At 61.3% G+C, this 20,913-nt stretch carries 24 protein-coding genes; 13 read left to right on the top strand and 11 right to left on the bottom strand.

The features are described 5' to 3' along the window. Window positions 1-116 precede the first annotated feature (116 nt). The 5 genes from glnA to K3166_RS09135 form a co-directional block, all read right to left on the bottom strand. Window positions 117-1,526, bottom strand: a complete 1,410-nt coding sequence (gene glnA, locus K3166_RS09155; protein ID WP_221421955.1) for a type I glutamate--ammonia ligase — start codon at window positions 1,524-1,526, stop codon at window positions 117-119. 61 nt (window positions 1,527-1,587) lie between these two features. Then, window positions 1,588-1,926, bottom strand: a complete 339-nt coding sequence (locus K3166_RS09150) for a P-II family nitrogen regulator (protein ID WP_221421954.1) — start codon at window positions 1,924-1,926, stop codon at window positions 1,588-1,590. Window positions 1,927-2,099: 173 nt separating this feature from the next. Beyond that, window positions 2,100-3,059, bottom strand: coding sequence for an N-acetyl-gamma-glutamyl-phosphate reductase (argC, locus tag K3166_RS09145; protein ID WP_247714591.1), 960 nt, complete (start codon window positions 3,057-3,059; stop codon window positions 2,100-2,102). Continuing rightward, on the bottom strand, window positions 3,028-3,381 hold the full coding sequence (locus tag K3166_RS09140) for a hypothetical protein (protein ID WP_221421953.1): 354 nt from the start codon (window positions 3,379-3,381) through the stop codon (window positions 3,028-3,030). Before K3166_RS09140 ends, argC begins: the two co-directional genes overlap by 32 nt. Before the next feature lie 78 nt (window positions 3,382-3,459). Continuing rightward, window positions 3,460-4,848 carry a leucyl aminopeptidase family protein gene (locus tag K3166_RS09135; protein WP_221421952.1) on the bottom strand — a complete coding sequence of 463 codons (1,389 nt, stop codon included), beginning with the start codon at window positions 4,846-4,848 and terminating at the stop codon, window positions 3,460-3,462. 44 nt (window positions 4,849-4,892) lie between these two features. Between K3166_RS09135 and K3166_RS09130 the strand changes: the two genes are divergently transcribed. Together K3166_RS09130 and map are read left to right on the top strand one after the other, a co-directional pair. Beyond that, complete coding sequence (locus K3166_RS09130; protein ID WP_221421951.1) at window positions 4,893-5,711, top strand: DUF4163 domain-containing protein; 819 nt, start codon at window positions 4,893-4,895, stop codon at window positions 5,709-5,711. Window positions 5,712-5,752: 41 nt separating this feature from the next. Next, complete coding sequence (map, locus tag K3166_RS09125; protein ID WP_221421950.1) at window positions 5,753-6,580, top strand: type I methionyl aminopeptidase; 828 nt, start codon at window positions 5,753-5,755, stop codon at window positions 6,578-6,580. A gap of 22 nt (window positions 6,581-6,602) precedes the next feature. Here the strand turns inward: map and K3166_RS09120 are convergent, their stop codons facing one another. The 3 genes from K3166_RS09120 to ccmA form a co-directional block, all read right to left on the bottom strand. Beyond that, window positions 6,603-7,181, bottom strand: a complete 579-nt coding sequence (locus K3166_RS09120) for a J domain-containing protein (RefSeq protein WP_221421949.1) — start codon at window positions 7,179-7,181, stop codon at window positions 6,603-6,605. A gap of 112 nt (window positions 7,182-7,293) precedes the next feature. Beyond that, window positions 7,294-7,953: a heme exporter protein CcmB gene (locus K3166_RS09115; RefSeq protein WP_221421948.1), complete on the bottom strand. Its 660-nt coding sequence runs from the start codon at window positions 7,951-7,953 to the stop codon at window positions 7,294-7,296. Further along, on the bottom strand, window positions 7,950-8,531 hold the full coding sequence (gene ccmA / locus K3166_RS09110; protein ID WP_221421947.1) for a heme ABC exporter ATP-binding protein CcmA: 582 nt from the start codon (window positions 8,529-8,531) through the stop codon (window positions 7,950-7,952). Before ccmA ends, K3166_RS09115 begins: the two co-directional genes overlap by 4 nt. 24 nt (window positions 8,532-8,555) lie before the next feature. Here ccmA and K3166_RS09105 point away from each other — a divergent pair, with 24 nt between their 5' ends. After that, window positions 8,556-8,879 carry a 4a-hydroxytetrahydrobiopterin dehydratase gene (locus K3166_RS09105; protein WP_282098811.1) on the top strand — a complete coding sequence of 108 codons (324 nt, stop codon included), beginning with the start codon at window positions 8,556-8,558 and terminating at the stop codon, window positions 8,877-8,879. On the opposite strand, the gene K3166_RS09100 is transcribed toward K3166_RS09105, so the two are convergent. The 3 genes from K3166_RS09100 to K3166_RS09090 are packed head-to-tail and all read right to left on the bottom strand — an operon-like array spanning window position 8,876 to window position 11,376. Beyond that, entirely contained in the window at window positions 8,876-9,919 is a 1,044-nt protein-coding gene (locus K3166_RS09100; RefSeq protein WP_221421945.1) for an alpha/beta hydrolase, read from the bottom strand. The genes K3166_RS09105 and K3166_RS09100 overlap by 4 nt on opposite strands. An 11-nt stretch (window positions 9,920-9,930) precedes the next feature. Continuing rightward, entirely contained in the window at window positions 9,931-10,737 is an 807-nt protein-coding gene (locus K3166_RS09095; RefSeq protein ID WP_221421944.1) for an SDR family oxidoreductase, read from the bottom strand. 21 nt (window positions 10,738-10,758) lie between these two features. Continuing rightward, window positions 10,759-11,376 (bottom strand): DNA-3-methyladenine glycosylase family protein, encoded by a 618-nt coding sequence (locus K3166_RS09090; RefSeq protein WP_221421943.1) that lies wholly within the window; start codon window positions 11,374-11,376, stop codon window positions 10,759-10,761. Window positions 11,377-11,457: 81 nt separating this feature from the next. Between K3166_RS09090 and K3166_RS09085 the strand changes: the two genes are divergently transcribed. The 10 genes from K3166_RS09085 (at window position 11,458) to K3166_RS09040 (ending at window position 20,911) form a co-directional block, all read left to right on the top strand. Further along, window positions 11,458-11,775 carry a 2Fe-2S iron-sulfur cluster-binding family protein gene (locus K3166_RS09085; RefSeq protein WP_221421942.1) on the top strand — a complete coding sequence of 106 codons (318 nt, stop codon included), beginning with the start codon at window positions 11,458-11,460 and terminating at the stop codon, window positions 11,773-11,775. Between the two features lie 42 nt (window positions 11,776-11,817). Then, window positions 11,818-12,834, top strand: coding sequence for a cysteine synthase A (locus tag K3166_RS09080; protein ID WP_221421941.1), 1,017 nt, complete (start codon window positions 11,818-11,820; stop codon window positions 12,832-12,834). A gap of 32 nt (window positions 12,835-12,866) precedes the next feature. Next, on the top strand, window positions 12,867-13,232 hold the full coding sequence (locus tag K3166_RS09075) for a hypothetical protein (protein WP_425594581.1): 366 nt from the start codon (window positions 12,867-12,869) through the stop codon (window positions 13,230-13,232). Further along, window positions 13,210-13,962, top strand: coding sequence for a motility-associated ABC transporter substrate-binding family protein (locus K3166_RS09070; protein WP_221421939.1), 753 nt, complete (start codon window positions 13,210-13,212; stop codon window positions 13,960-13,962). The genes K3166_RS09075 and K3166_RS09070 overlap by 23 nt, the downstream gene beginning before the upstream one ends. A gap of 342 nt (window positions 13,963-14,304) precedes the next feature. Then, complete coding sequence (locus K3166_RS09065; RefSeq protein WP_247714590.1) at window positions 14,305-14,790, top strand: division/cell wall cluster transcriptional repressor MraZ; 486 nt, start codon at window positions 14,305-14,307, stop codon at window positions 14,788-14,790. Further along, window positions 14,787-15,725 carry a 16S rRNA (cytosine(1402)-N(4))-methyltransferase RsmH gene (rsmH, locus tag K3166_RS09060; protein WP_221421937.1) on the top strand — a complete coding sequence of 313 codons (939 nt, stop codon included), beginning with the start codon at window positions 14,787-14,789 and terminating at the stop codon, window positions 15,723-15,725. Before K3166_RS09065 ends, rsmH begins: the two co-directional genes overlap by 4 nt. Continuing rightward, on the top strand, window positions 15,725-16,237 hold the full coding sequence (locus K3166_RS09055) for a hypothetical protein (RefSeq protein ID WP_221421936.1): 513 nt from the start codon (window positions 15,725-15,727) through the stop codon (window positions 16,235-16,237). Before rsmH ends, K3166_RS09055 begins: the two co-directional genes overlap by 1 nt. 41 nt (window positions 16,238-16,278) lie before the next feature. Then, window positions 16,279-17,979 (top strand): peptidoglycan D,D-transpeptidase FtsI family protein, encoded by a 1,701-nt coding sequence (locus K3166_RS09050; protein WP_221424046.1) that lies wholly within the window; start codon window positions 16,279-16,281, stop codon window positions 17,977-17,979. Continuing rightward, window positions 17,976-19,448, top strand: a complete 1,473-nt coding sequence (locus tag K3166_RS09045) for a UDP-N-acetylmuramoyl-L-alanyl-D-glutamate--2,6-diaminopimelate ligase (RefSeq protein ID WP_221421935.1) — start codon at window positions 17,976-17,978, stop codon at window positions 19,446-19,448. The genes K3166_RS09050 and K3166_RS09045 overlap by 4 nt, the downstream gene beginning before the upstream one ends. Next, a complete protein-coding gene (locus K3166_RS09040; protein ID WP_221421934.1) occupies window positions 19,445-20,911 on the top strand; it encodes a UDP-N-acetylmuramoyl-tripeptide--D-alanyl-D-alanine ligase in 1,467 nt (488 codons plus the stop codon). The genes K3166_RS09045 and K3166_RS09040 overlap by 4 nt, the downstream gene beginning before the upstream one ends. The last annotated feature ends 2 nt before the right edge of the window (window positions 20,912-20,913 follow it).

The following is a 20,913-nucleotide window of genomic DNA, read 5'->3' as shown; positions in this document are numbered from 1 at the left end:
CAAACAGCACACGAAACGAATATGGGCGCCCGGATCGCTCCGGACGCCCTCTCGGTGATTGGGATGCTTTAAGCCAAAATCATTAAGCGGTCATGTATCAATCTGAAATATAGCGATTAAGAGCTATAATACATGTCAAACTCGGCCGCGCACGGCGTTGTCTCGACGCGCAGCACTTCTTCCCACTTCAGTTCGGTATATGCTTCGATCTGGTCCTTGCTGAACACGTCGCCCTTGAGCAGGAATTCGTGATCCGCTTCGAGTGCTTCGAGTGCTTCGCGCAAGGAACCGCAAACCGTCGGCACGTCAGCCAGTTCGGCTGGCGGCAGGTCGTAGAGGTTCTTGTCCATCGCTTCACCCGGGTGGATCTTGTTCTGGATCCCATCGAGGCCGGCCATCATCAGCGCGGAATAGGCGAGGTAAGGGTTGGCCATCGCATCGGGGAAACGGAATTCCACGCGCTTGGCCTTGTCGCCCGTACCGTATGGGATGCGGCACGAAGCCGAACGGTTGCGTGCCGAATAGGCCAGCAGGACCGGTGCTTCGAAACCCGGGACAAGGCGCTTGTAGCTGTTGGTGGTCGGGTTGGTGAAGGCATTCAGCGCCTTGGCGTGCTTGATCACACCGCCGATGTAATAAAGGCAGTTTTCGCTGAGGCCGCCGTACTGATTGCCTGCGAAAGTCGGCTTGCCATCGTCCCAGATCGACATGTGGACGTGCATGCCGCTGCCGTTATCGTCCTTGATCGGCTTGGGCATGAAAGTAGCGGTCTTGCCGTAAATATGCGCGACCTGGTGGACGACATACTTGTAGATCTGGAGGTTGTCGGCGGTTTCGACCAGCGTCGCGAATGTGACACCCAGCTCGTGCTGGGCAGCGGCGACTTCGTGGTGATGCTTGTCACATGGCAAGCCCATTTCGATCATGGTGGAGACCATCTCGCCGCGGATGTCGACTGCGCTGTCTACGGGGGCTACGGGGAAGTAGCCACCCTTGGCGCGAGGACGGTGGGCGAGGTTGCCGCTTTCGTATTCCTTGCCGGTGTTGGTCGGCAGTTCGATGTCGTCGATGGCATAGCCCGAACCGGCATAGCCGTCTTCGAACCGTACATCGTCGAACATGAAGAACTCGGCTTCCATGCCGACGTAGATCGTATCGCCGATACCGGTGCTCTTCACGAAACTTTCGGCGCGCTTGGCGGTGGAACGCGGATCGCGGGAATACAGTTCGCCGGTCGAAGGTTCGACAATGTCGCAGAACATGATCAGCATCGGTTCTGCACTGAACGGATCGACATATACGCGGTCGAGATCAGGGCGCAGGATCATGTCGCTTTCGTTGATGACCTTCCAGCCCGCAATCGAAGAACCGTCGAACATCAGGCCGTCTTCAAGCTGGTCTTCGTCCAGCGTCTTGGCGACCATGGTCAGGTGCTGCCACTTGCCCTTGGGATCAGTGAAGCGAAGGTCGACCCACTCGATGTTTTCGTCCTTGATACGTTTCAGGACATCGGTTGCACTTGCCATTAGATGATCTCCGTTTGGGATTGTTCGTATTGAGGCCGCAGCGGATTGCGGGGCCGGGATGTCAGATTGCGTCGTTGTCTCTTTCGCCGGTTCGGATGCGCAGCGCGCTTTCGATCGGCGAGACGAAAATCTTGCCGTCACCGATCCGCCCGGTCTGGGCAGCCGCAGCAATGGCTTCGACCGTGCGTTCAGCGATGTCGCTGGGCACGATGACTTCCAATTTAACCTTGGGCAGGAAATCGACGACATATTCAGCGCCGCGATAAAGCTCGGTGTGGCCTTTCTGGCGGCCAAAGCCCTTTGCTTCGGTGACGGTGATCCCGGATACGCCGATTTCGTGTAGCGCCTCCTTCACCTCATCGAGTTTGAAGGGTTTGATGATCGCTTCGATCTTTTTCACTGGTCCACCGATCCCGTTGCCAAGCGTGCGGAAAGATTCGCACAACTTTGTAATGTCTTCTTTCGCGCGTCGTTCCAAGAAACGTGCCAATTGCGCAAATGGCGCAAATGCGCGGTTCCGTGAGTAATAGCAGGTGGCAGGTGCTTAAAAGCTGATCGCGGGCTGCCTAGAAATTAGGCAGCGGGAAGGACGAGGCCAGCCGTTTCGGGCAAGTCGCACATCAGGTTGAGATTCTGGACCGCTGCACCGCTCGCGCCCTTGCCGAGATTGTCGAGGCGGGCGACCAGCCTGGCGTGCCAGCCGCCTTCGTTGCCGAACACGAAGAGCTCCATCGCGTCGGAAGAGGGTGCGTTCTTTTCAAGTAGCAGTTCGCCGACAGCGCCCTTGTCATGGACAGATACTACCGCCGAACCCTGATAGAACTTGTGCAGGGAAGCGCGCAGGGCATCGGCATGCGGGTTGTCCGCCATGGCTCCGAGATGGAGCGGTATTTCAACGATCATCCCGCGATAAGCCGGAACGACTGAAGGTGCGAAGATGACGCTATGCTTCAGGCCGGCATGCGCTTTCATTTCGGACAGGTGTTTGTGCGCCATGTCATATCCGTAAGAACGGAATGCTGGGGCGCCGTCCTGTTCGAATCGTTCGATGAGCGCCTTGCCGCCGCCAGAATACCCGCTCACCGCATTGACCGTGTAAGGCCAGTCATTGGGCAGCAGGCCCGCACGGACGAGCGGTGCGACAAGCGCCAGGAACCCGCTGGGGTAGCAGCCGGGATTCGACACGCGCCGCGCTTCGGCCACACGTTCCCGCCCGACCAGTTCGGGGAAGCCATAGCACCAGCCAGCAGCCGTACGGTGGGCGCTGGAGGCGTCGATAACCCGGGTTCCGCTCGACGGGTTGATCATGTTCGCGGCTTCGATTGCCGCGTCGTCGGGAAGGCACAGGATCGCGATATCGGCAGAATTCAGCGCATCGCGGCGGGCGGCGGCATCCTTGCGCTTGGCATCTTCCAGCACAATCAGTTCGAACTCGCTGCGGCCTTCCAGCCGCGCGGCAATCTCGAGGCCGGTTGTGCCGGCCGCGCCGTCGATGAAAACGCTATGCACCGCCGTCAGCGGCGAGAACGCCAAGCCTTACATAACCGCTCGGACCGTTGGGTCCGTGCGTGATCCAGGCCCAGTCACCGGCAATATCGAGCAGTTCGACGTCGGAACATGCATCCAGCGTCGCGCCGTCGTCGCCGTCATCCCGCATGGCCAGTTTCAGCACTACGTCGGCGTCGCCGATCCGGCGTTTCATCGGGACGACATAATGCGCAGCCAGATAGCGTCCAGCCAGCGCGATATGCGCCAGATCGCCGCGCAGCGGCAAGGTCCCGGGCGCGGGCCGGTCAACCGGACCTTTAAGTCCGACTATGCCTTCTGGCAGGGAATAGCTGGCGTCTTCGCTCACGAAACCTGTCTGGATTGATCTTTAATACAAGCCCGGGCGCTTAGCCTCGCTTGGCTAATCTCGCAAGGCACGCCAATTTCATGTCCCCGCATAGCGCGCTTTGAGCATGTGCCATGAAGCGCGCAGACCGTAGGCATCGCCGCCCTTGGGCCGGCCCGGCTTGGCCGTCGGTCGCCATGCAAACGTGTCGAAGTGGGCCCAGTCGAGCCCTTCGCCGACAAATTTGTCGAGGAAGAGACCTGCCACGCTGGCTCCGGCAAAGGCATTGCCATGCGCATTGTTAGTGTCGGCAATGTCCGAGACGAGCCATTCCCTATAGGCGTCGGGCAGGGGGAGGCGCCAGGGTTCGTCATCGACTTTACGGCCCGCTTCGATGAGCGCCTGCGCCGTTTCATCGCGGCGCGCCATCAGGGCCGGATAGTCCGGACCGAGCGCCACGCGGGCGGCCCCGGTAAGGGTTGCGAAATCGATGATGAGGTCAGGCTTTTCCTCGCTCGCACGGGTCAGCGCATCGCCAAGGATCAGGCGGCCTTCGGCATCGGTGTTGCCGATCTCGACCGTAATGCCCTTGCGTGACGACAGCACGTCGCCCGGGCGGAATGCGTTGCCTGCAATCGCGTTCTCGACTGCGGGAACAATCATGTGCAGCCGGACCGGCAATTTGCCGCCCATTATGAGCCCGGCCAGCGCGAGCGCGTGGGCCGAACCGCCCATGTCCTTCTTCATCAGTTTCATTCCCGCAGCGCTCTTCACATCGAGACCGCCGCTGTCGAAGCACACACCTTTGCCCACGATAGCGAGCACGGGATCGCTTTCCTTGCCCCAGGTGAGGTGGATCAGGCGCGGTGCGTGCTTGCGGGTTGCTGCACGGCCCACCGCGTGGACCATGGGATAATCCTGCTCCAGCGCATCGCCGCGCACGACGCGCAACTCGGCACTGTATTTCTTGGCGAGCTTTTCAGCCTCTTCCTCGAGCGCGGCCGGACCCATGTCCTCTGCCGGAGTGTTCACCAGATCCCGCACGAGACGCAGTGCATCGGCTTCGGCAATCGCCGCATCGATCCTGCCTGCCTGCTTGGTCAGCAGGACACGCGGCCCGGTCGGGTTGTCGGGCTTCTTGTAGCGTTCGAAGGTATACTGCGCGGCCTGCCAGCCATGCATCGCGGGCCCCGGCTCACCATTGGCGCGGCGATAGGTGCCTTCCGGCAAGACTTCTGCCAGCTTGGCCATGCACCAGCTTGAAAGCTCGTCCGGATTGGCGACGCCGCCGACCGCGAACCAGCTGTCACCATCCGGAACGATCGCGGTTTGATATCCCGACCCGTCGAATTTCTGGGCCTTCAGGGCCTCGCGCTGACCGGCTGACAGCTTTTTCGCCCAGTTTTCGAACCCGTCCTTGTTAACAAGGTGGATAAGGATGGCATCTTGGCCCTGATCGGGCTGGATGAGAGCGGATGTATCGGCCATTATAGTGTACCCCGTACGAATGTGGTCTCGGGCATGGAAATGATATGCGACAACGCCTGTTCCTGATTTCACTTGCGCTGTCGAGTGCCAGTTGCTCGCCAGCGCCGGACCCTGCGCGGGTCGAAAACGATCCGCAGCGCGCTTCGGCGACGGCAACTCCCGAGACGCAAACCGAGATCGTTGGCGTGCAATTCGAAGATAACGATAAGGTCGGCGAGGCGGTTAGAGAGTTCGCTTACAGCTGGCCTGTAGAAATCTCCGCAATCCCTGAACTGGCTGCGCAATTGCAGAAGGAGCGCGATGCCGCCTTGGCCGAACAAAAGGCCGAATGGGACCGCTCGCGGAACGAATTCCCAAGCGACTGCATCAGTTGCATCAACCGCGGTTATGAAACCGAGTGGAAGGTCGTTGCCCAGATCCCCGGCTGGCTGAGCCTGTCTTTCGATAACTACCTCTACACTGGCGGAGCGCATGGCAATTACGGGCGCGGCTCGATGGTCTGGGACCGCGAGGGTAAGGTCGGCATCGACGGCATAGAATTGTTCAATTCGCCCGTGGCGCTGGAAAACGCGCTCGGCACTGCTCTGTGCAACACGCTAAATCAGAAACGGGAAAGCAAGCGCGGCGCCCCGGTTGACCGGTCGAGTGGCGATATCTTCAATGACTGCCCTGGCCTCGACGAGGCAAGCGTCTTCGTTGGTTCTTCCGATGGTGAGTATTTCGACCGGATCGGGATCTATTTCGGCCCCTATGTCGCGGGTCCTTATGCCGAGGGCGCCTACGAGCTGAATTTCCCAGTCACAGGGTCGGTTCTCGATGCTGTGAAACCGCAATATGCCAAGGCATTTCGCGTCCAGCGCTGATCTGCTCGCAATTTGCGCGTGCAATCGCTATGTGGGCGCGCATGACCGAATATCAGGTAATCGACAGCGAACAGACCGTCTACCGCGACGGTACGATCAAACTCCATGGGCCGGAAGGTTTTGAGGGTATGCGCAAGGCCGGGCGGCTGGCCGCAGAAATCCTCGACGAGTTGACCACCTTCGTGAAACCGGGCGTGACCACTGGCGAGATCGACGATCTTGTCCGCACCATGACCCTGGACGGCGGAGCTGTTCCAGCCACGATGGGTTACCGCGGCTATGCGCACAGCTGCTGCACCTCGATCAACCATGTGATCTGCCACGGCATTCCGAGCGAGAAGGCATTGAAAGATGGCGACATCGTCAATGTCGATGTTACGCCGCTGCTCGATGGATGGCACGGCGATACCAGCCGCATGTTCTTTGTCGGCGACGTAGCGCTCAAGGCGCGCAAGCTGGTCGATGTGACTTACGAATGCCTCATGCTCGGCATCGAGGCCGCATCGAAGCCCGGCGCACGGCTGGGCGATATTGGCGCAGTCATCGAAGCGCATGCCCGCCAGCACCGCTACGGCGTGGTGCAGGAATTTTGCGGACATGGCCTGGGCCGCCTGTTCCACGATGCGCCCGAGGTAATCCACACAGGCCGCATGGGAACCGGACCGGAATTGAAGCCCGGCATGTTCTTCACTATCGAGCCGATGATCAATCTAGGCCGCCCGCAGGCAAAACTGCTGCGCGACGGATGGACCGCGGTCACGCGCGACAAGAGCCTGAGCGCTCAGTTCGAACATTCGATCGGGATCACCGAAACGGGCGTGGAAATCTTCACTGAAAGCCCGAAAGGCCTGCACCAGCCGCCGTATTGAGCGGGGGTGATGGTCGCACCGTCTATTCGGTGATGTCGGCCGACTGAGAGATAAGCAGCCTTTCGCTTTCAGACTTGCGGCTGGTCGAAATTACGTGGTCGACGCCTTCAATGGTGATGGCCAGCGTGCCTTGTTCGGTAATCTGGATGAAGCCCTTCGATTTCAGATACCACGAATGGAATTCGAAGCTTTCTGCTGAGCAACCCAGCATTTCCTGCACGTAAAATCCGATGACACCCGCATCGCCGGGCGTTTCGCGGCGCTTCTTGTAAAGGAAGTGCAGGATTTTCTCATGCGCTTCCGCATCGTCTATCGCCGATTGCTCGTCGATCTGGATTTCATTGTCGAACTTGAATTTGGGCGTTTCATCGGCCTTGTGAATGTGGTGGACACGGTCGTATTCGGCGCGCTTCTTGTGATCTCTCAGGACGCGATAGGCATCGTTAATTGCCTGAAATTTCTCGATGTCTGCCGTTTCGCGGTGGTCGGGATGGTACATATGGGCGAAATGCCGATACGCCTTTTCCAGAATTTTCGCGTCGCACGTCGGATTGACTTGCAAAAGCGCATAGTAATCGACGAATTCTTGTCCGTTTTCCATCGCTTCGGCCCCCTGCCAAGTCCAGCAAGCAGCATACTACTGCCACGTCAGAACTAACAGCCGACAATTGCTTCTGATTGTAGAATTGCGCCGATTTTGAGAATAGCGGGCCCTAATTTTCCCGCGCAGCACGCAGCGCCGAACCGGCAGCAATCGGTGCGATGGCGCAAAGGCCAAGACTTATCGCCGCTGTGAGCAGCAAGCCGCTGGGGTCAGGCCGGGCAAGGCTGCCAGCGCCGAAAATCAATATCGGCACGGCAAGCGGGATCACCATCAGACCTGCAAGAGCTGCCCCTCCTCTGAGGCTGGCGGTCAGCGCAGCAACGGCAAGGCCGACAGCGGCGAGGCCCGGAGTGCCGGCCACCAGCCCAAGCAATACGGTTCGCGTTGTGTCCGCGGACAAGCCAAGCAGTGCGGCTGCGGGGAGCGCGGCCAACAGCAGGAGCGGCGCAAACGCCAGCCAATGCGCGATCAGGCGCGACGCCATTGCCCATTCCTCGCTCACTCCGCGCAAATGCAGCTGATCGAACACGCCCGCTTCCAGATCGGCCGACACCAGCTTTTCCAGCGGCAGGATGGCCGCAAGCAATGCGGCGACCCAGATGACGCCTCCGCCGGTCCGCGCCAGGAGCTGCGCATCGGGTCCGACGGCGAAGGGATAAAGCATCGCCACGGCAAGGAAGAACAATAGCGGCAGGATGCCTGCGCCGCCGCGCCCTCCGGGCAGTAGCAATCCGAGATCACGGCGCAGCAATGTGGCAAAGGCGCTCATGCCGCATACTCCGCAAGATCGATCGTGCGCGCGCCGGGCAGGGCGATTTCCTGATGAGAGGCGACAACCGCAATGCCGCCGCCTGCGCAGTGCTGCGCGACAAGCGCTTCAACGCTGGCGGTTGCCTGCGCGTCGAGACCGTTGAGCGGCTCGTCCAGCAGCCAGATCGGGCAACCCCGATTAAGCAATCTGGCAAGCGCGGCGCGTTTCTTCTGACCGGTCGACAGGTAGCGCACCGGCACGTCCATCAATGCTTCGAGCTGGAGTAAGTGCGCGGACCGACCTGGGTCGCAGCATCCATCGAGCTTCTCGTAGAACCCCAAGGCCTTGCCGAGCGGCAGATTGGCATCGAGGGCGAGGCGGTCATCTACCAGCCCCATCGCTCCCTCGCTCTCTACCTCACCGGCAAATGGACGCAGCAATCCGGCGAGGATCCGGATCAGGCTCGACTTTCCGATCCCGTTTGCGCCCGCAATATGCAGCGCGGATCCCGGCTGGCAATCGAATGACAGGCCGCGAAAAAGCAGCCGCTCGCCGCGGCGGCAGGCGAGGTCAGTAGCTGCGAGGCGCGCTTGCATGGGCGGGAGCGATAGGCAAAAGCGCTGCCAGCGACAAGCAGGAGAGATTCGCGCATGACTTCTATCGAGAAACTCACCGAGGAAGAACGCAGCAGCTGGCTGAGTGCGCTGCCCGAATGGTCGCTCGCCCGTGATGGCGATGCAATCGAGCGCAAATTCGAGTTTGCCGACTTTTCCGAAGCCTTCGCTTTCATGACGCGCGTGGCAATGATCGCCGAGACGCGCGATCATCACCCCGAGTGGTTCAACGTCTACAACCGTGTCGAAATCACCCTGACCACGCATGATGCTGGCGGGCTGAGCCTGCGGGACGTCAAAATGGCGCGCAAGATCGACGCGCTTCTTTAATCGGCGCTGCTGCTCTCGCGCGGGGTGGGGCCAAGCTCGAGCAGCAGGCATTTGTAGTAGATCGCCTCGCGCGCGCGCTCCGCAGTCTCCGGTGTCATGCGGATGCTGTTTTCACGCGTACACTCGCTCTCGAGCAATGCGTTTTCTTCAGCCGTTCGCTCGGCAATTTCGGGGCCGCCAATGAGCGGGTAGCTGCGGTATTCGCGGCTGGGCGTTCCATACAGCGCCCGAAATGCGTCCAGCGCCATCGGGTGATATAGCGTCCCGTGGGTCTCGGCTTTGCCGGCGTCGACGAAGCTCCATTCCAGACCTTCCGGCGCATCGTTGCGCAGCGCAGTGACGAGCCGTTCGGTGCCCTCCCGGTGCCAGTCGCCCTCATTGGCACTGGTCAGGTAGAGACGGCGCTTTCCGGCTGGATGACGCGCGAGATAATCTGCGGCCTCGCGCCCGTACTTCATTGTTTCCCACCACATGGACGGAGAGATGGCGATATAATCGTCGAACAGCGCCGGGTCTTCCAGCAGCGTTTCGACCACGAACAAACCTGCGAGGGATTCGCCCATGACCGCATCGTGCCCGTCGGTCCGGAAATTGGCCTCGATCAATGGTTTGAGTTCCTCGCGCAGGAAGCGACGGTACTTGGCCGAGCCGCCGGGCGTCGCGCGCAAAGCTTCCTCGTAAGGGGCGGGATCAGCGACCGCCGGTGACAGCTCGTGGCGGCGATTTACGCTCTGGATGCCCACCACGATGAAGGGTTCGAACGAATAGTTCATCTCCCGGCTCTGTGCGATCCCTGCAATATGCGCAAAATCCTGCTCGGGTCCGCCGTCGAGGACATAGACCACCGGGAAATGCAGTTCCGCATCGGCGTCGTATTCCACCGGTAGGCGGACCGTGACCTTGCGGGTTTCGCCTTCGAGAATGGCAGTTTGGACCGTGTAAGTCTGGCCAAGCACGTAGGGCTCGCTCGCAGGCATTTCGCCCAGCGCAGGTCCGGCAAACAGCAGCGCTGCCAAAGGCAGTAGTCGGCGTAGAATCACGATTGCTATCCCTATTTGCCCAGCGGCCTCAGGCTGCTGCGGGTCTGCTTGCGCACGCGGCCCGGCATCCAACGGGCGCCGAACGCAATGCTCTTGGCGGTTTTGCCTACCAGCGTGTGCAGCTTGTCGCCATGAACCGCGTCCCATGCCGCATCGGCCACTTCCGAGACGGGTGTGATCTCCAGCCCTGCATCCTTCACGCGCTGGCGGATGCCTTCGTTCGACTGGGCGTTGGGCGTGTGGTCGAGCAGCGGGGTATCGATGAAGCTGGGGCATAGCGAGCGGACCTTGATGCCTTCGTCCGCCCATTCCCCGTCGAGGCTTTCTGTAATGCCTTTAACGCCGAATTTGGTCGCCGTGTAAACGCTTGCCCCGGGGGTGCCATAAATGCCTGCCGCGCTCGCGGTGTTGAGGAGGCACGAGCCTGGTGCGGTCCTCAGCAGATATGGATAAGCGGCCTGAGCGCCGAACAGCACGCCTTTCAAATTGATGTCGAGGCAGCGTTCGATCTCTTGTGTCGAATTCTCCATCAGCGCTCCGCCCAGCGGAATGCCTGCATTGTTCGCCAGCACATCGATCCGGCCACCTGCTGCCGTGGCGAAGCCGTCCAGCGCCTTGTCCCACGCATCGCGGTCACGGACATCGAACTTGTGCGTATAGGTGAAGCCGTTTTCGATCAGGTGGAGTGTTTCATCCATGCCTGCCTGATCGATGTCGCCAAGGCCGACAAACCAGCCTTCGGCAGCAAACCTCAATGCGATCGCGCGGCCGATACCGGACCCGCCGCCCGTGATGAAAATTGCCTTGCGTTCGCTCATCTCGTCTCTCCTTCGCGCGCTTTAAAGCGCGGCGTTGTTGTAGGTGTGCCAAGTAAAGATGGCCATGGCGCCGCGGTAGGGCCGCCACCTGTCACCCAATGCCCGGGTTTCCTTCTCGCTCGGCCGTTCCGGCAGTTCTAGCAATCGCCCGACAGCCTCCTGCACTGCGAGGTCGCCGGCGGGCCAGATATCCTGGCGCCCTTCGGCGAACAGCAGGTAGATTTCCGCCGACCAGCGACCGATACCCTTGATCCGGATGAGTTCGGCAATCGCCTCTTCATCATCGGCAGGCAGGTTATCGAGATCGAGTTCGCCCTGTGCCACCAGTTCGCATAACGAGCGGGCATAGCCCTGTTTCTGCCGGGACAGGCCGCAGGCGCGGAGAGTGTCGAAATCCCGCGCGAGCAGTTCGCCTGCTTGCAAGTCCTCGCCAAGTTCCACTTCGAGCTTGTTCCAGACCGACGCTGCCGCAGCAACGCTGACTTGCTGGCCCACGATTGTGCGCAGCAAAGTCCGATATCCGGTCGGGCGAATGCGTTCTTCGGGATAATCGCAACGCTCCAGCGCGCCAGCCACGACGGGATCGCTGGCTGCCACTGCATCCAGATGCTCGCGCAATTGCGAATTGGTCAGGCCCACCTTGCGCTCCCGCTTCAGTTTGAATAGCAGCGCAACGCATAAGGCCCGCGATGCGGGCGAGGCAACAAGGATAAGCAATCGATGCCCAAGTTGATCGTCACTACCCGCGAAGGCGATACGAGCGAGATCGAGGTCGAAGACGGCCTCACTGTCATGGAAGCGATCCGCGACAACGGCTTCGACGAACTGCTGGCGCTGTGCGGCGGCTGCTGTTCGTGTGCGACGTGCCACATCCATGTCGATCCCGCGTTCAAGGACAAGCTCCCCGAAATGAGCGAAGACGAAGACGACCTGCTGGAATCGACTGAACACCGGGTCGAGACTTCGCGCCTGTCCTGCCAGATTCCCTTCGGCAGTGAACTTGACGGGTTGAAGGTTACTATCGCCCCTGAAGATTGATGTTGTTTGCGAGCAGGCGCGCGCGCGCCTACTTGCTGCAACATGACACAGATACCTCTTCGCGAGCATACGCTCGACCTGATCGGCAATACGCCGCTCGTCCGGCTTGAAGGACCGAGCGCGGAAGCCGGCTGCGATATTTACGGCAAATGCGAATTTACGAATCCCGGCGCGTCGGTAAAAGACCGGGCCGCGCTCTATATCATCCGTGATGCAGAAGCGCGGGGCGAACTGAAGCCCGGCGGCTGCGTGGTGGAAGGCACCGCGGGCAACACCGGGATTGGCATTGCGCTGGTCGCCAACGCACTTGGCTATCGCACGATCATCGTGATGCCGGACAACCAGTCCAAGGAGAAGATGGACACGCTGCGCGCGCTTGGCGCAGAGTTGGTGACCGTTCCGCCCACCAAGTTCGCCGATAGCAACCATTTCGTGCACACGTCGCGCCGCCTGGCAGAAGAAACCGAGGGCGCGATCTGGGCCAACCAGTTCGACAACACGGCCAACCGCAAGGCGCATATCGAGGGCACCGCCAAGGAAATCTGGGAACAGACCGGCGGCAAGATCGATGGCTTCACCTGCGCAGCCGGGACGGGCGGCACCATTGCCGGCGTCGGCATGGGCCTCAAGGAATTCGACGAGAACGTAAAGATCGCGCTCACCGATCCGCATGGTGCTGCGCTTTACAGCTACTATGCGCATGGCGAACTTAAGGCCGAAGGGTCTTCTGTAGCCGAAGGTATCGGGCAGGGCCGCATCACCGGCAATCTGGAAGGCGCACCGATCGACACCCAGTTCCGTATTTCGGACGAAGAAGGGCTGCACTGGGTCGCCCGCCTCCTGCGCGAAGAGGGCCTGTGCCTTGGCATTTCGAGCGGCATCAATGTAGCCGGCGCAATCGCGCTGGGCAAGGAACTGGTTGCCGAAGGGCGTGAGCGTCCCCGTGTCGTCACAATCCTGTGCGACACCGGTTTTCGCTATCTCTCCACCCTCTACAATCGCGAATGGCTGGAAGCGAAGGGGCTGCCGGTATTCGATTGGCTGAAGACTTCGGATTGACGCCAGCGGCGAAGGAGCGCAGAATCGTGAAAATGCCGCGTTATTTCGATCTGTCATCCAGCAAGCCGCAATTGGGCGGCCTTCCCGACGTGCCGCTGGGCGGAACGAGGGCTCAGGCCGTTCACCGTTTGCAGATCGGCATAGCGGGCGTGGTTCTGATGGTCCTGCTCGTCGGATTGGCCAGCTTGGTCCAGGACCGAGCGAGAGAGGTCGATGCCTCGTCTGTGCCTTCGGCTGCTGCCACGACAGAACCTAGCGCGGCCCCCACGCAAGCGGATCCGTTGGTCGAGGCCGGCGTGGTGCCGGACCTTCCAGCCGAACGCGCGCCCACGCCAGCGCAAAATCCGGCGGTTGTACCCGAACAGGGTAGCGGCAATGCACCTTCGACTGCCGAATAAGCTGGTTTCGACATGTCTGGTCTTCCTGCTCGCTGCCTGCTCGGCAGGGGATGGCGAGGGACGTGAAGTCGCTCCTGCCAGCACGGAAAAGCTCGGACTGTTCACTTCGCTGCCGATCTATTGGAGCGACGGCGAAGACATTGCGACCATGCTGCAAGACGGGGCACAAGAACCAAGCTGGGTTCGCGAAGTGCTGGAATCGCGGTCTGAACTGATCCCTCTCGATACACTCGAAGCTGATGTGCTTGCCGGACTTGATCGGATCGTCCTTGCACAGCCGCGCGCCTTGGCTCCGTCCGAGAACGTGGCGCTGGATGGCTGGCTGCGTGACGGAGGGCAGGCACTGATTTTTGCCGATCCTTTTCTTACCCAGCATTCCGAATTCGGCCTGGGCGATCCGCGCAGGCCGTTCGACGTGGTGCTGATCTCGCCCATCCTGGCGCGGTGGGGCCTGGAATTGCAATTCGATGATACCCAGCCGCGTGACGAGCGGATCATCCCTGCCGGACGCAGCGATCTGCCAGTGGAGCTTGCCGGTCAGTTCGCCGTTCTGGATGGCGAAGCCCAAGCATCGTGCACCTTGTCGGCGCAGAACCTGATTGCGGATTGCAAGATTGGCGATGGATCGGCGGTCCTGATCGCCGATGCCGCGGTCCTCGACACCGACAAGGACTCAGGCGAACGCCGCGCTGCACTGGAATCGCTACTGTCGCGACTCCAACATCGTTGAGTCGCGGGAAAACCCGGGATTTGGCTTGGTCGCGCGATCTCCGGAATCGAAAAACCCGCGGAAATCCGTTACTTGCCTTAACAAAGTCGAAACCTCTCACGTCCTCATTTCAATAATTTAATCACCTTAAATCAATAGTTTACTGGGTTATCCCGTAAAATCCCGCAATTTTCCCTTCCATCCCCGCCTCACACGCGGTAATTCTTCATGACATCGGACAGCCACTGTCTTTGCGCGTTCAATCAACGAGTTGAGCGAGCCGACCGAGCACGCGCTTGGCCGGGGCGGAGAAGCTTTGTCCGACAGGGGATGTTGAACACGAACCGGGGACGGGGGCGGAAAGTGCAATTCGGAGGGTACAGCGGACAAGCCTACTCGCCTGCTGGCGACAAGGGCCGCTTTGTGCTTCCGCCGATCTTCCGCAAGGCTCTCAAGGAATCCAGCGACGGCCGCGTGCTCTGCCTGATGAAGCACCCGACCTGGAACTGCCTCGTCGGTTTCGGCCTGTCGCGCAAAGACGAACTCAATGCCCAACTCGACCGTGAAGAAGAGATGGCAGTGCGCCTCGGCAAGGAATTCGACCGCGACACGCGCGCCAGCCAGCTGTTCGGCTTTCAGGAAATGCCGTTCGATGACAGCGGACGCTTCGTGATGCCCGACCACCTGCGCAGCCTTGGCCGGATCGACGGCGGTCTGTATTTCCAGGGCGGCGGGCGCTTCTTCACCTTGTGGAACCCCGAGCAGCTCGCTGAAATGGGTGACGACTGGGCAGGTGCCAAGGCTGCCTGCGAAAGCTTCCTCGCTGAAGCAAAGGCGAAGTCCAAATGAACGGCGCGCCTCACATTCCAGTCCTGCTCGACGAGGTCGTTGACGCACTCGATCCGCAACCGGGCGACGTGATTATCGACGCCACCTTTGGTGCTGGCGGCTATACCCGCGCCCTGCTGGACCGCGGCGCGACCGTACACGCATTCGACAGAGACCCCGATGCTATTGCTTCGGGTCGCAAATGGCGGGAGACGGAGCAAACTCCGCCCCGCCTAATTCTTCACCCGAGCCGGTTTTCCGACATGCTTGATGTCATGACGTCGGCCGGCGTTGCCAAGGTCGACGGCGTTGTCATGGATATCGGCGTGTCTTCGATGCAGCTCGACCAGGCGGAGCGGGGCTTTGCCTTCTCGGCTGACGGCCCGCTCGACATGCGGATGAGCCAGGACGGCGAAACCGCGGCTGATTTCCTCAACACTGCCGAGGAATCGGTGATCGCCGACGTTATCTACCAATACGGCGAAGAGCGTCAGTCGCGCCGCGTTGCCCGCGCCATCGTGGCCGCGCGCCCGCTGGAAACCACCGGTGAACTGGCGCGCGTGGTGCGCAAGGCGCTGGGTTACAAGCCGCACGACAAGAAAGACCCGGCCACCCGCACATTCCAGGCCATCAGAATTCACGTGAACGGCGAGCTCGACGAACTGTCCCAAGGGCTGTCGGCTGCCGAACACCTGCTGAGGGAAGGGGGCCGCCTTGCCGTGGTCAGCTTCCACAGCCTAGAGGACCGGATCGTCAAGCGCTTCCTGCGCGAGGCATCTTCAACCCCAAGCGCCTCGCGTCATGTCCCGATGGCAGCGCAGCGCGATCCGGTCTTCACCTCCGTGTCCAAGGCGATCAAGCCGTCCGAAGCCGAGATCGAGCGTAATCCGCGTGCCCGCTCGTCCGTTCTGCGCCACGCGGCGCGTACCGGCGCGCCGGCAAGGGAGGCAGCGTAATGTTCCAGTCTTCCCGCGTCCGTCAGATCGGCTGGCTGCTTACGCTGGGCGCGTGCCTGGCGGCATTGCTCGCGCTCACCTTCAAGGTGAACGCAGTGAAGAGCGAAGTCCGCCTGGTCGAACGGCAGATCATTGCCGCCGAACATTCCAAGCTGATGCTTGAAACCGAATTCCAGACCCGCGCCAGCCAGCACCAGCTTGCTGCATGGAACCAGGTCGAGTTTGGCTATTCCGCGCCCCGCGCCGACCAATACGTCGAGCAGGAGCGCCAACTTGCCGCGCTGGGAACTCCGCGCGGTATCAATGCCCCGCAGCCCATCCGTGTCGCGATGCTTCGCCCTGTCAGCCAGGGCGAAAACGAAGAGAGCATCTTCGGGGACTGGCTCGGCGAGGAGGAACAACCTCCCGCCGTCGCCAGGCGAGAAGCCGCAAACGGCCTCGCTACAACTCTGGCGCAGCGCCTGTCACAGCCGACCAAGGCTTCCCTCGCTTCGGCTGAGGTGGCGCGGTGAACGCTTTTTCCGCCATTCATGGCGGACCGGGCGCTGTAAGCATGGCTGTCGCAAGCGGGCGAGTGCAACTGGTCACGCTGCGCCAGCGCTCGCTCGATCTTGCCCGCTGGCGGCTTCTCTGGATTGTCGTGGTATTCGCCTTCGTGGCGATCATCGCGCTCCTCCGCATTTCGTATCTTGGCATGAACGGATCAGAAGCGCGCGCCACTACGCTGGCTGACGCCTTGTTGCCGCCACGCGGCGAAATCACCGACCGCAACGGCGTACCAATGGCGCGCGCCTTTCCGGCCTACGCGCTGTGGTTCAATCCCGAGGCCTTGGGAGAGAAAGGTGAACCGCTTGTGGGTTCGCCGCGAAGCGTGGCGCAGAAACTCGTCGCGATTTTCCCTGATCTCGACGAGGCGAAGCTGACCGCTCAATTGGCTTCCGGCAAGCAGGGTTATCTGCGCCGCCGCTTGCTGCCTGAAGAAGCCAATCAGGTGCAGGAAATTGGCGAGTTGGCGCTCGAAGTTCCGATGGAACAGGACCGCCATTATCCGCAAGGCAAGATGGGCGCGCATGTGCTTGGCTATGTCGCGGCGGATGGTACGGGCCGTGTCGGTATGGAGCAGGTGCTGAACGAGCATCTCAGCAATCCCGAAACCCGCGGAACGCCGGTCGCATTGTCGGTTGACGTGCGAGTGCAGGGCGCACTGGAGGATGAGCTTCGTCGCGGCATGAAGCTGACCCAGGCACAGGGCGGTGCGGGCATCGTGCTGGACGTAGACACAGGCGAAGTGCTTGCGCTGGCATCACTGCCGGAATTCGATCCCAACAAGATCGACGAGCAGGGCCAGCAGTTGATGTTCAACCGGGTCACCAACCAGGTTTACGAACTGGGTTCCACTTTCAAACCCCTCACCGTTGCGGCCGCCATCGATTCCGGCACGATCCGCGACCTGGGGAAACGTTATGACGCGACGCCGGTGAAAGTCGGGCGTTTCACAATCCGCGATAGTCACGCAATGGGCAATACTCTCAACGCGGTCGAAACCTTGATCCACTCATCGAACACGACCACTGCGCGCATCGCCGATGAGATGGGTTCGGAACGCCTGCGCCAGTACATGATCGACCTCGGCATGAACGAGCGTCCGCATATCGAACTTCCCGCCAAGGGGTTCCCGATCTGGCCGGGCGAGAAATGGCCGCGACTGACGAACATGACAGTCGGCTTCGGTCACAGCATTGCCGTATCGCCCCTGCATCTCGCCAGCGCTTACGCCGCAATGGTCAACGGCGGCATCTGGCGTCCGGCCACGCTGAAGAAACTCGGTCCTGGCGAGGCACCCAAGGGCCGCAGGGTCTTCAAGGCTTCAACTTCGAGCCGGATGCGCCAGATCCTCAGGGCGATTTCGGTCTATGGCACCGGCCGCAACGCTGATGCGCCCGGCTACCGTGTCGGCGGCAAGACCGGCTCGGCAGAGAAGCCTGGCGCCAATGGCTACCGCAAGACCGCTCTGGTTTCGACCTTCGCGGCTGCCTTCCCGATGGATCGTCCGCGCTATGTGGTCGTCGCCATGCTCGATGAACCGCGCGGCACGCTGGCAAGTTCGTACCAGCGGACCGCGGCATGGAACGCAGCGCCCATCGTCGGCCGTCTGGTTCCCCGCATCGGCCCGCTGATCGGCGTGAGGCCGGACGATACGCGCGACATCGATATCTCGGCCATCAAGCCGCTCATTCCGGAGGCAAGCGAGTGAAGCTGGGCAAGCTATGCGACAACGCCGGCCTCGCGTGCGAAGGTGATTGCGATGCGAATGTGACCGGCTTTGCGATCGACAATCGCAAGGTTGCCCCGGGCACCGTCTTCGGCGCGTTCCAAGGCAGCGTCGTCAATGGCGAGGATTACATTCCCGCAGCGATTGATGCCGGTGCCATCGCGGTTGTCGCACGTCCCGAAGCAGTGGTTGAAGGCGCAGTCCATATTGCCGCCGCCAATCCGCGCAGGGCATTCGCCCAGCTCGCGGCGCAATTCTTTACGCCGGTTCCGGAACACATCGTGGCCGTCACCGGGACCAACGGAAAAACCTCCACCGCGGAAATGACGCGCCAGATATGGCGCATGGCCGGTGAACGCGCCGCCAGTATCGGTACGCTTGGCGTCACGACGCCAGATGAAAGCGTGTCCACCGGACTGACCACGCCTGATATCGTGACTTTCCTTTCGAATATGAGCGGGCTCGCACGCGAAGGCGTAACCCACGTCGCCTACGAAGCATCAAGCCACGGATTGTCGCAGTCGCGCAACGAAGGTGTGCCGGTCGAAGCGGCCGCTTTCACCAACTTCAGCCGCGACCACCTTGATTACCACAAGGACATGGAAGACTATTTCGCGGCCAAGATGCGGCTGTTTGACGAAGTGGTTTCCGACGGCGCGACCGCCGTGATCTGGCTCGACGGAAGCGACTGGAACGCCCGCGTTGTGGAACATGCCAGGAAGCGCGGCCTGAAAGTCATGACTGTCGGCGAAACCGGCGAAGACATCTGCCTCGTCAAGCGTGAGCCGACCCAGCTGGGCCAATCGCTCACCGTTCGGCATGGCGACACGGAAAGGACGATCAACCTGCCTTTGATCGGAGCATATCAGGTATCCAACGCGCTGACTGCCGCCGGTCTGGCGCTTGCCACCGGCACAGACGCGGGCCTGGTGTGGGATGCCGTTGCCCGTCTCCAGCCCGTCCGCGGCCGCCTCGAACGTGCGGTCATCGCGCCCAGCGGCGCGCCGGTTTATATCGATTACGCCCACACGCCCGACGCTTTGGAAGCCGCAATCGCCGCGCTTCGTCCCCATGTTGGAGGGAAGCTGATTACGGTTTTCGGGGCTGGCGGCGACCGCGATCACGGCAAGCGCGCACCGATGGGCGAAGCCGCCGCAAAGGCAAGCGACGTGGTGATTGTGACCGATGACAATCCGCGCGGTGAAGATCCTGCGGATATCCGCCGCGCAGTCCTTGAAGGTGCGCCCCAAGCAAGAGAGATAGGCGGCCGCCGCGACGCGATATGTGCCGCCATCGCAGAAGCCGGCCGTGACGACATCGTGCTCGTCGCAGGCAAAGGCCACGAACAGGGTCAGATCATCGGATCGGGAGAAAACATGAAGGTCCTTCCCTTCGACGACGTGGAAGTCGCACGCGAATGCGCGGCGCAAATCGCAAGAGGTAACGCATGAGCGCTGCAATTCTCCGTCACCCTGCCTTCGTGGAATGGCCGAAGGATCCGCGCGATCGGCTGCCGCTGACGCTGTGGAGTGCGGATGCGATTGCTGCCGCCACGGGCGGCACTGCCAGCTGCGATTTCCAGGTTGCAGGCGTCGAAATGGATAGCCGCGATGTAGTCTACGGTGATCTATTCGTGGCGTTGAAGGGCGAGGCAATGGACGGCCACCGCTTCCTCGACAAGGCATTCGAAAATGGCGCGACCGCTGCCTTGGTCGACCGCCCGGTGGATTATCCGCACGTACTTGTCGCCGACACTACCGCTGCACTCGAAGCGCTGGGCAAGGCTGCCCGCAGCCGCACGCAGGCGCGCATCATTGGCGTGACCGGTTCGGTCGGCAAGACCGGCGTCAAGGAAGCTATCTTCGCGTCGCTGGAACGCGCCAGCAGGGGCGCCGCGCACCGTTCCACGCGTAGTTACAACAATCACGTGGGCGTCCCGCTCAGCCTCGCACGGATGGGCGCGCGCAGCCGTTTCGGCGTCTTCGAGATGGGCATGAACCACGCCGGAGAGATCGAAGGGCTGACCACGCAGGTTCGCCCGCATGTGGCAGTCATCACGACAATCGCACCTGCACACATTGAAAACCTCGGTTCCATGGAAGCCATCGCCGATGCCAAGGCGGAAATCTTCGCCGGCCTCGAACCCGGCGGAACTGCAGTCATCCCCGCAGACAGCGAATATTACGACCAGCTAAGGCTTGCCGCCACGCGCGCCGGTGCGAAGGTCGTCAGCTTCGGCAAGGCGCGCCACGCGGATATGCGCCTTCTCGATGCGATACCCAGCGCAAATGGCGGCAGTCTCGTGACGTGCGAATTCGACACGGGCCGTCTGTGCTATACGGTGGCCGAACCGGGCGAACATTGGGTGGCGAACTCGCTCGCCGTTATGGCTGCAGTACGCGCGGCAGGCGGAGACATGGCAGCCGCTGGCCTCGCGCTGGCGGAAATGGGTGGCCTCAAGGGACGCGGCGCACGGCTCGGCATCGCCGTTCCGGGCGGCAAGGCGCTGATGATCGATGAAAGTTACAATGCCAATCCCGCCAGCATGCGTGCGACGCTCGCACAATTGGGTGCTACACCGTCCACCCGGCGGATTGCAGTGCTCGGCGCGATGAAGGAGCTGGGCGATTTTGCGCCGAAGTTCCACGCCGCGCTGGCCGAGAATATTATCGCCGCCGACATCGACTTTGCGGTACTGGTTGGCGACGAGATGCGCGCTTTGGCGGGCGAACTGGGGAAACCCGTATTAAACTCGCTTGGCAAGCCGCTTGAGTGGGAGCATTGCAACACCGCTGACGAGGCGATGGAGCTGCTCGAAGACTTCGGTATCGTGGCGGGCGACGCGGTGCTGGTGAAAGGCTCCAATTCGGTCGGTCTCGGCCGCCTCGTGGACCGTTTCACTCGCCCTGAATAGGA

It is taken from the genome of Qipengyuania psychrotolerans (assembly GCF_019711355.1).
Classification (GTDB): domain Bacteria; phylum Pseudomonadota; class Alphaproteobacteria; order Sphingomonadales; family Sphingomonadaceae; genus Qipengyuania; species Qipengyuania psychrotolerans.
This window is presented reverse-complemented; position numbering and strand designations above follow the sequence as displayed.

Excerpts from the sequence above, each read along its gene's own strand:
- K3166_RS09085 (WP_221421942.1), top strand. The coding sequence starts at position 11,458 with ATGCCCAAGTTGATCGTCACTACCCGCGAAGGCGATACGAGCGAGATC.
- K3166_RS09135 (WP_221421952.1), bottom strand. The coding sequence starts at position 4,848 with ATGGCCGATACATCCGCTCTCATCCAGCCCGATCAGGGCCAAGATGCC.
- K3166_RS09070 (WP_221421939.1), top strand. The coding sequence starts at position 13,210 with ATGCACCTTCGACTGCCGAATAAGCTGGTTTCGACATGTCTGGTCTTC.
- K3166_RS09115 (WP_221421948.1), bottom strand. The coding sequence starts at position 7,953 with ATGAGCGCCTTTGCCACATTGCTGCGCCGTGATCTCGGATTGCTACTG.
- K3166_RS09120 (WP_221421949.1), bottom strand. The coding sequence starts at position 7,181 with ATGGAAAACGGACAAGAATTCGTCGATTACTATGCGCTTTTGCAAGTC.
- K3166_RS09075 (WP_425594581.1), top strand. The coding sequence starts at position 12,867 with ATGCCGCGTTATTTCGATCTGTCATCCAGCAAGCCGCAATTGGGCGGC.
- K3166_RS09095 (WP_221421944.1), bottom strand. The coding sequence starts at position 10,737 with ATGAGCGAACGCAAGGCAATTTTCATCACGGGCGGCGGGTCCGGTATC.
- rsmH (WP_221421937.1), top strand. The coding sequence starts at position 14,787 with ATGAACGGCGCGCCTCACATTCCAGTCCTGCTCGACGAGGTCGTTGAC.
- K3166_RS09050 (WP_221424046.1), top strand. The coding sequence starts at position 16,279 with ATGGCTGTCGCAAGCGGGCGAGTGCAACTGGTCACGCTGCGCCAGCGC.
- glnA (WP_221421955.1), bottom strand. The coding sequence starts at position 1,526 with ATGGCAAGTGCAACCGATGTCCTGAAACGTATCAAGGACGAAAACATC.
- K3166_RS09055 (WP_221421936.1), top strand. The coding sequence starts at position 15,725 with ATGTTCCAGTCTTCCCGCGTCCGTCAGATCGGCTGGCTGCTTACGCTG.
- ccmA (WP_221421947.1), bottom strand. The coding sequence starts at position 8,531 with ATGCAAGCGCGCCTCGCAGCTACTGACCTCGCCTGCCGCCGCGGCGAG.
- K3166_RS09040 (WP_221421934.1), top strand. The coding sequence starts at position 19,445 with ATGAGCGCTGCAATTCTCCGTCACCCTGCCTTCGTGGAATGGCCGAAG.
- K3166_RS09130 (WP_221421951.1), top strand. The coding sequence starts at position 4,893 with ATGCGACAACGCCTGTTCCTGATTTCACTTGCGCTGTCGAGTGCCAGT.
- K3166_RS09080 (WP_221421941.1), top strand. The coding sequence starts at position 11,818 with ATGACACAGATACCTCTTCGCGAGCATACGCTCGACCTGATCGGCAAT.
- map (WP_221421950.1), top strand. The coding sequence starts at position 5,753 with ATGACCGAATATCAGGTAATCGACAGCGAACAGACCGTCTACCGCGAC.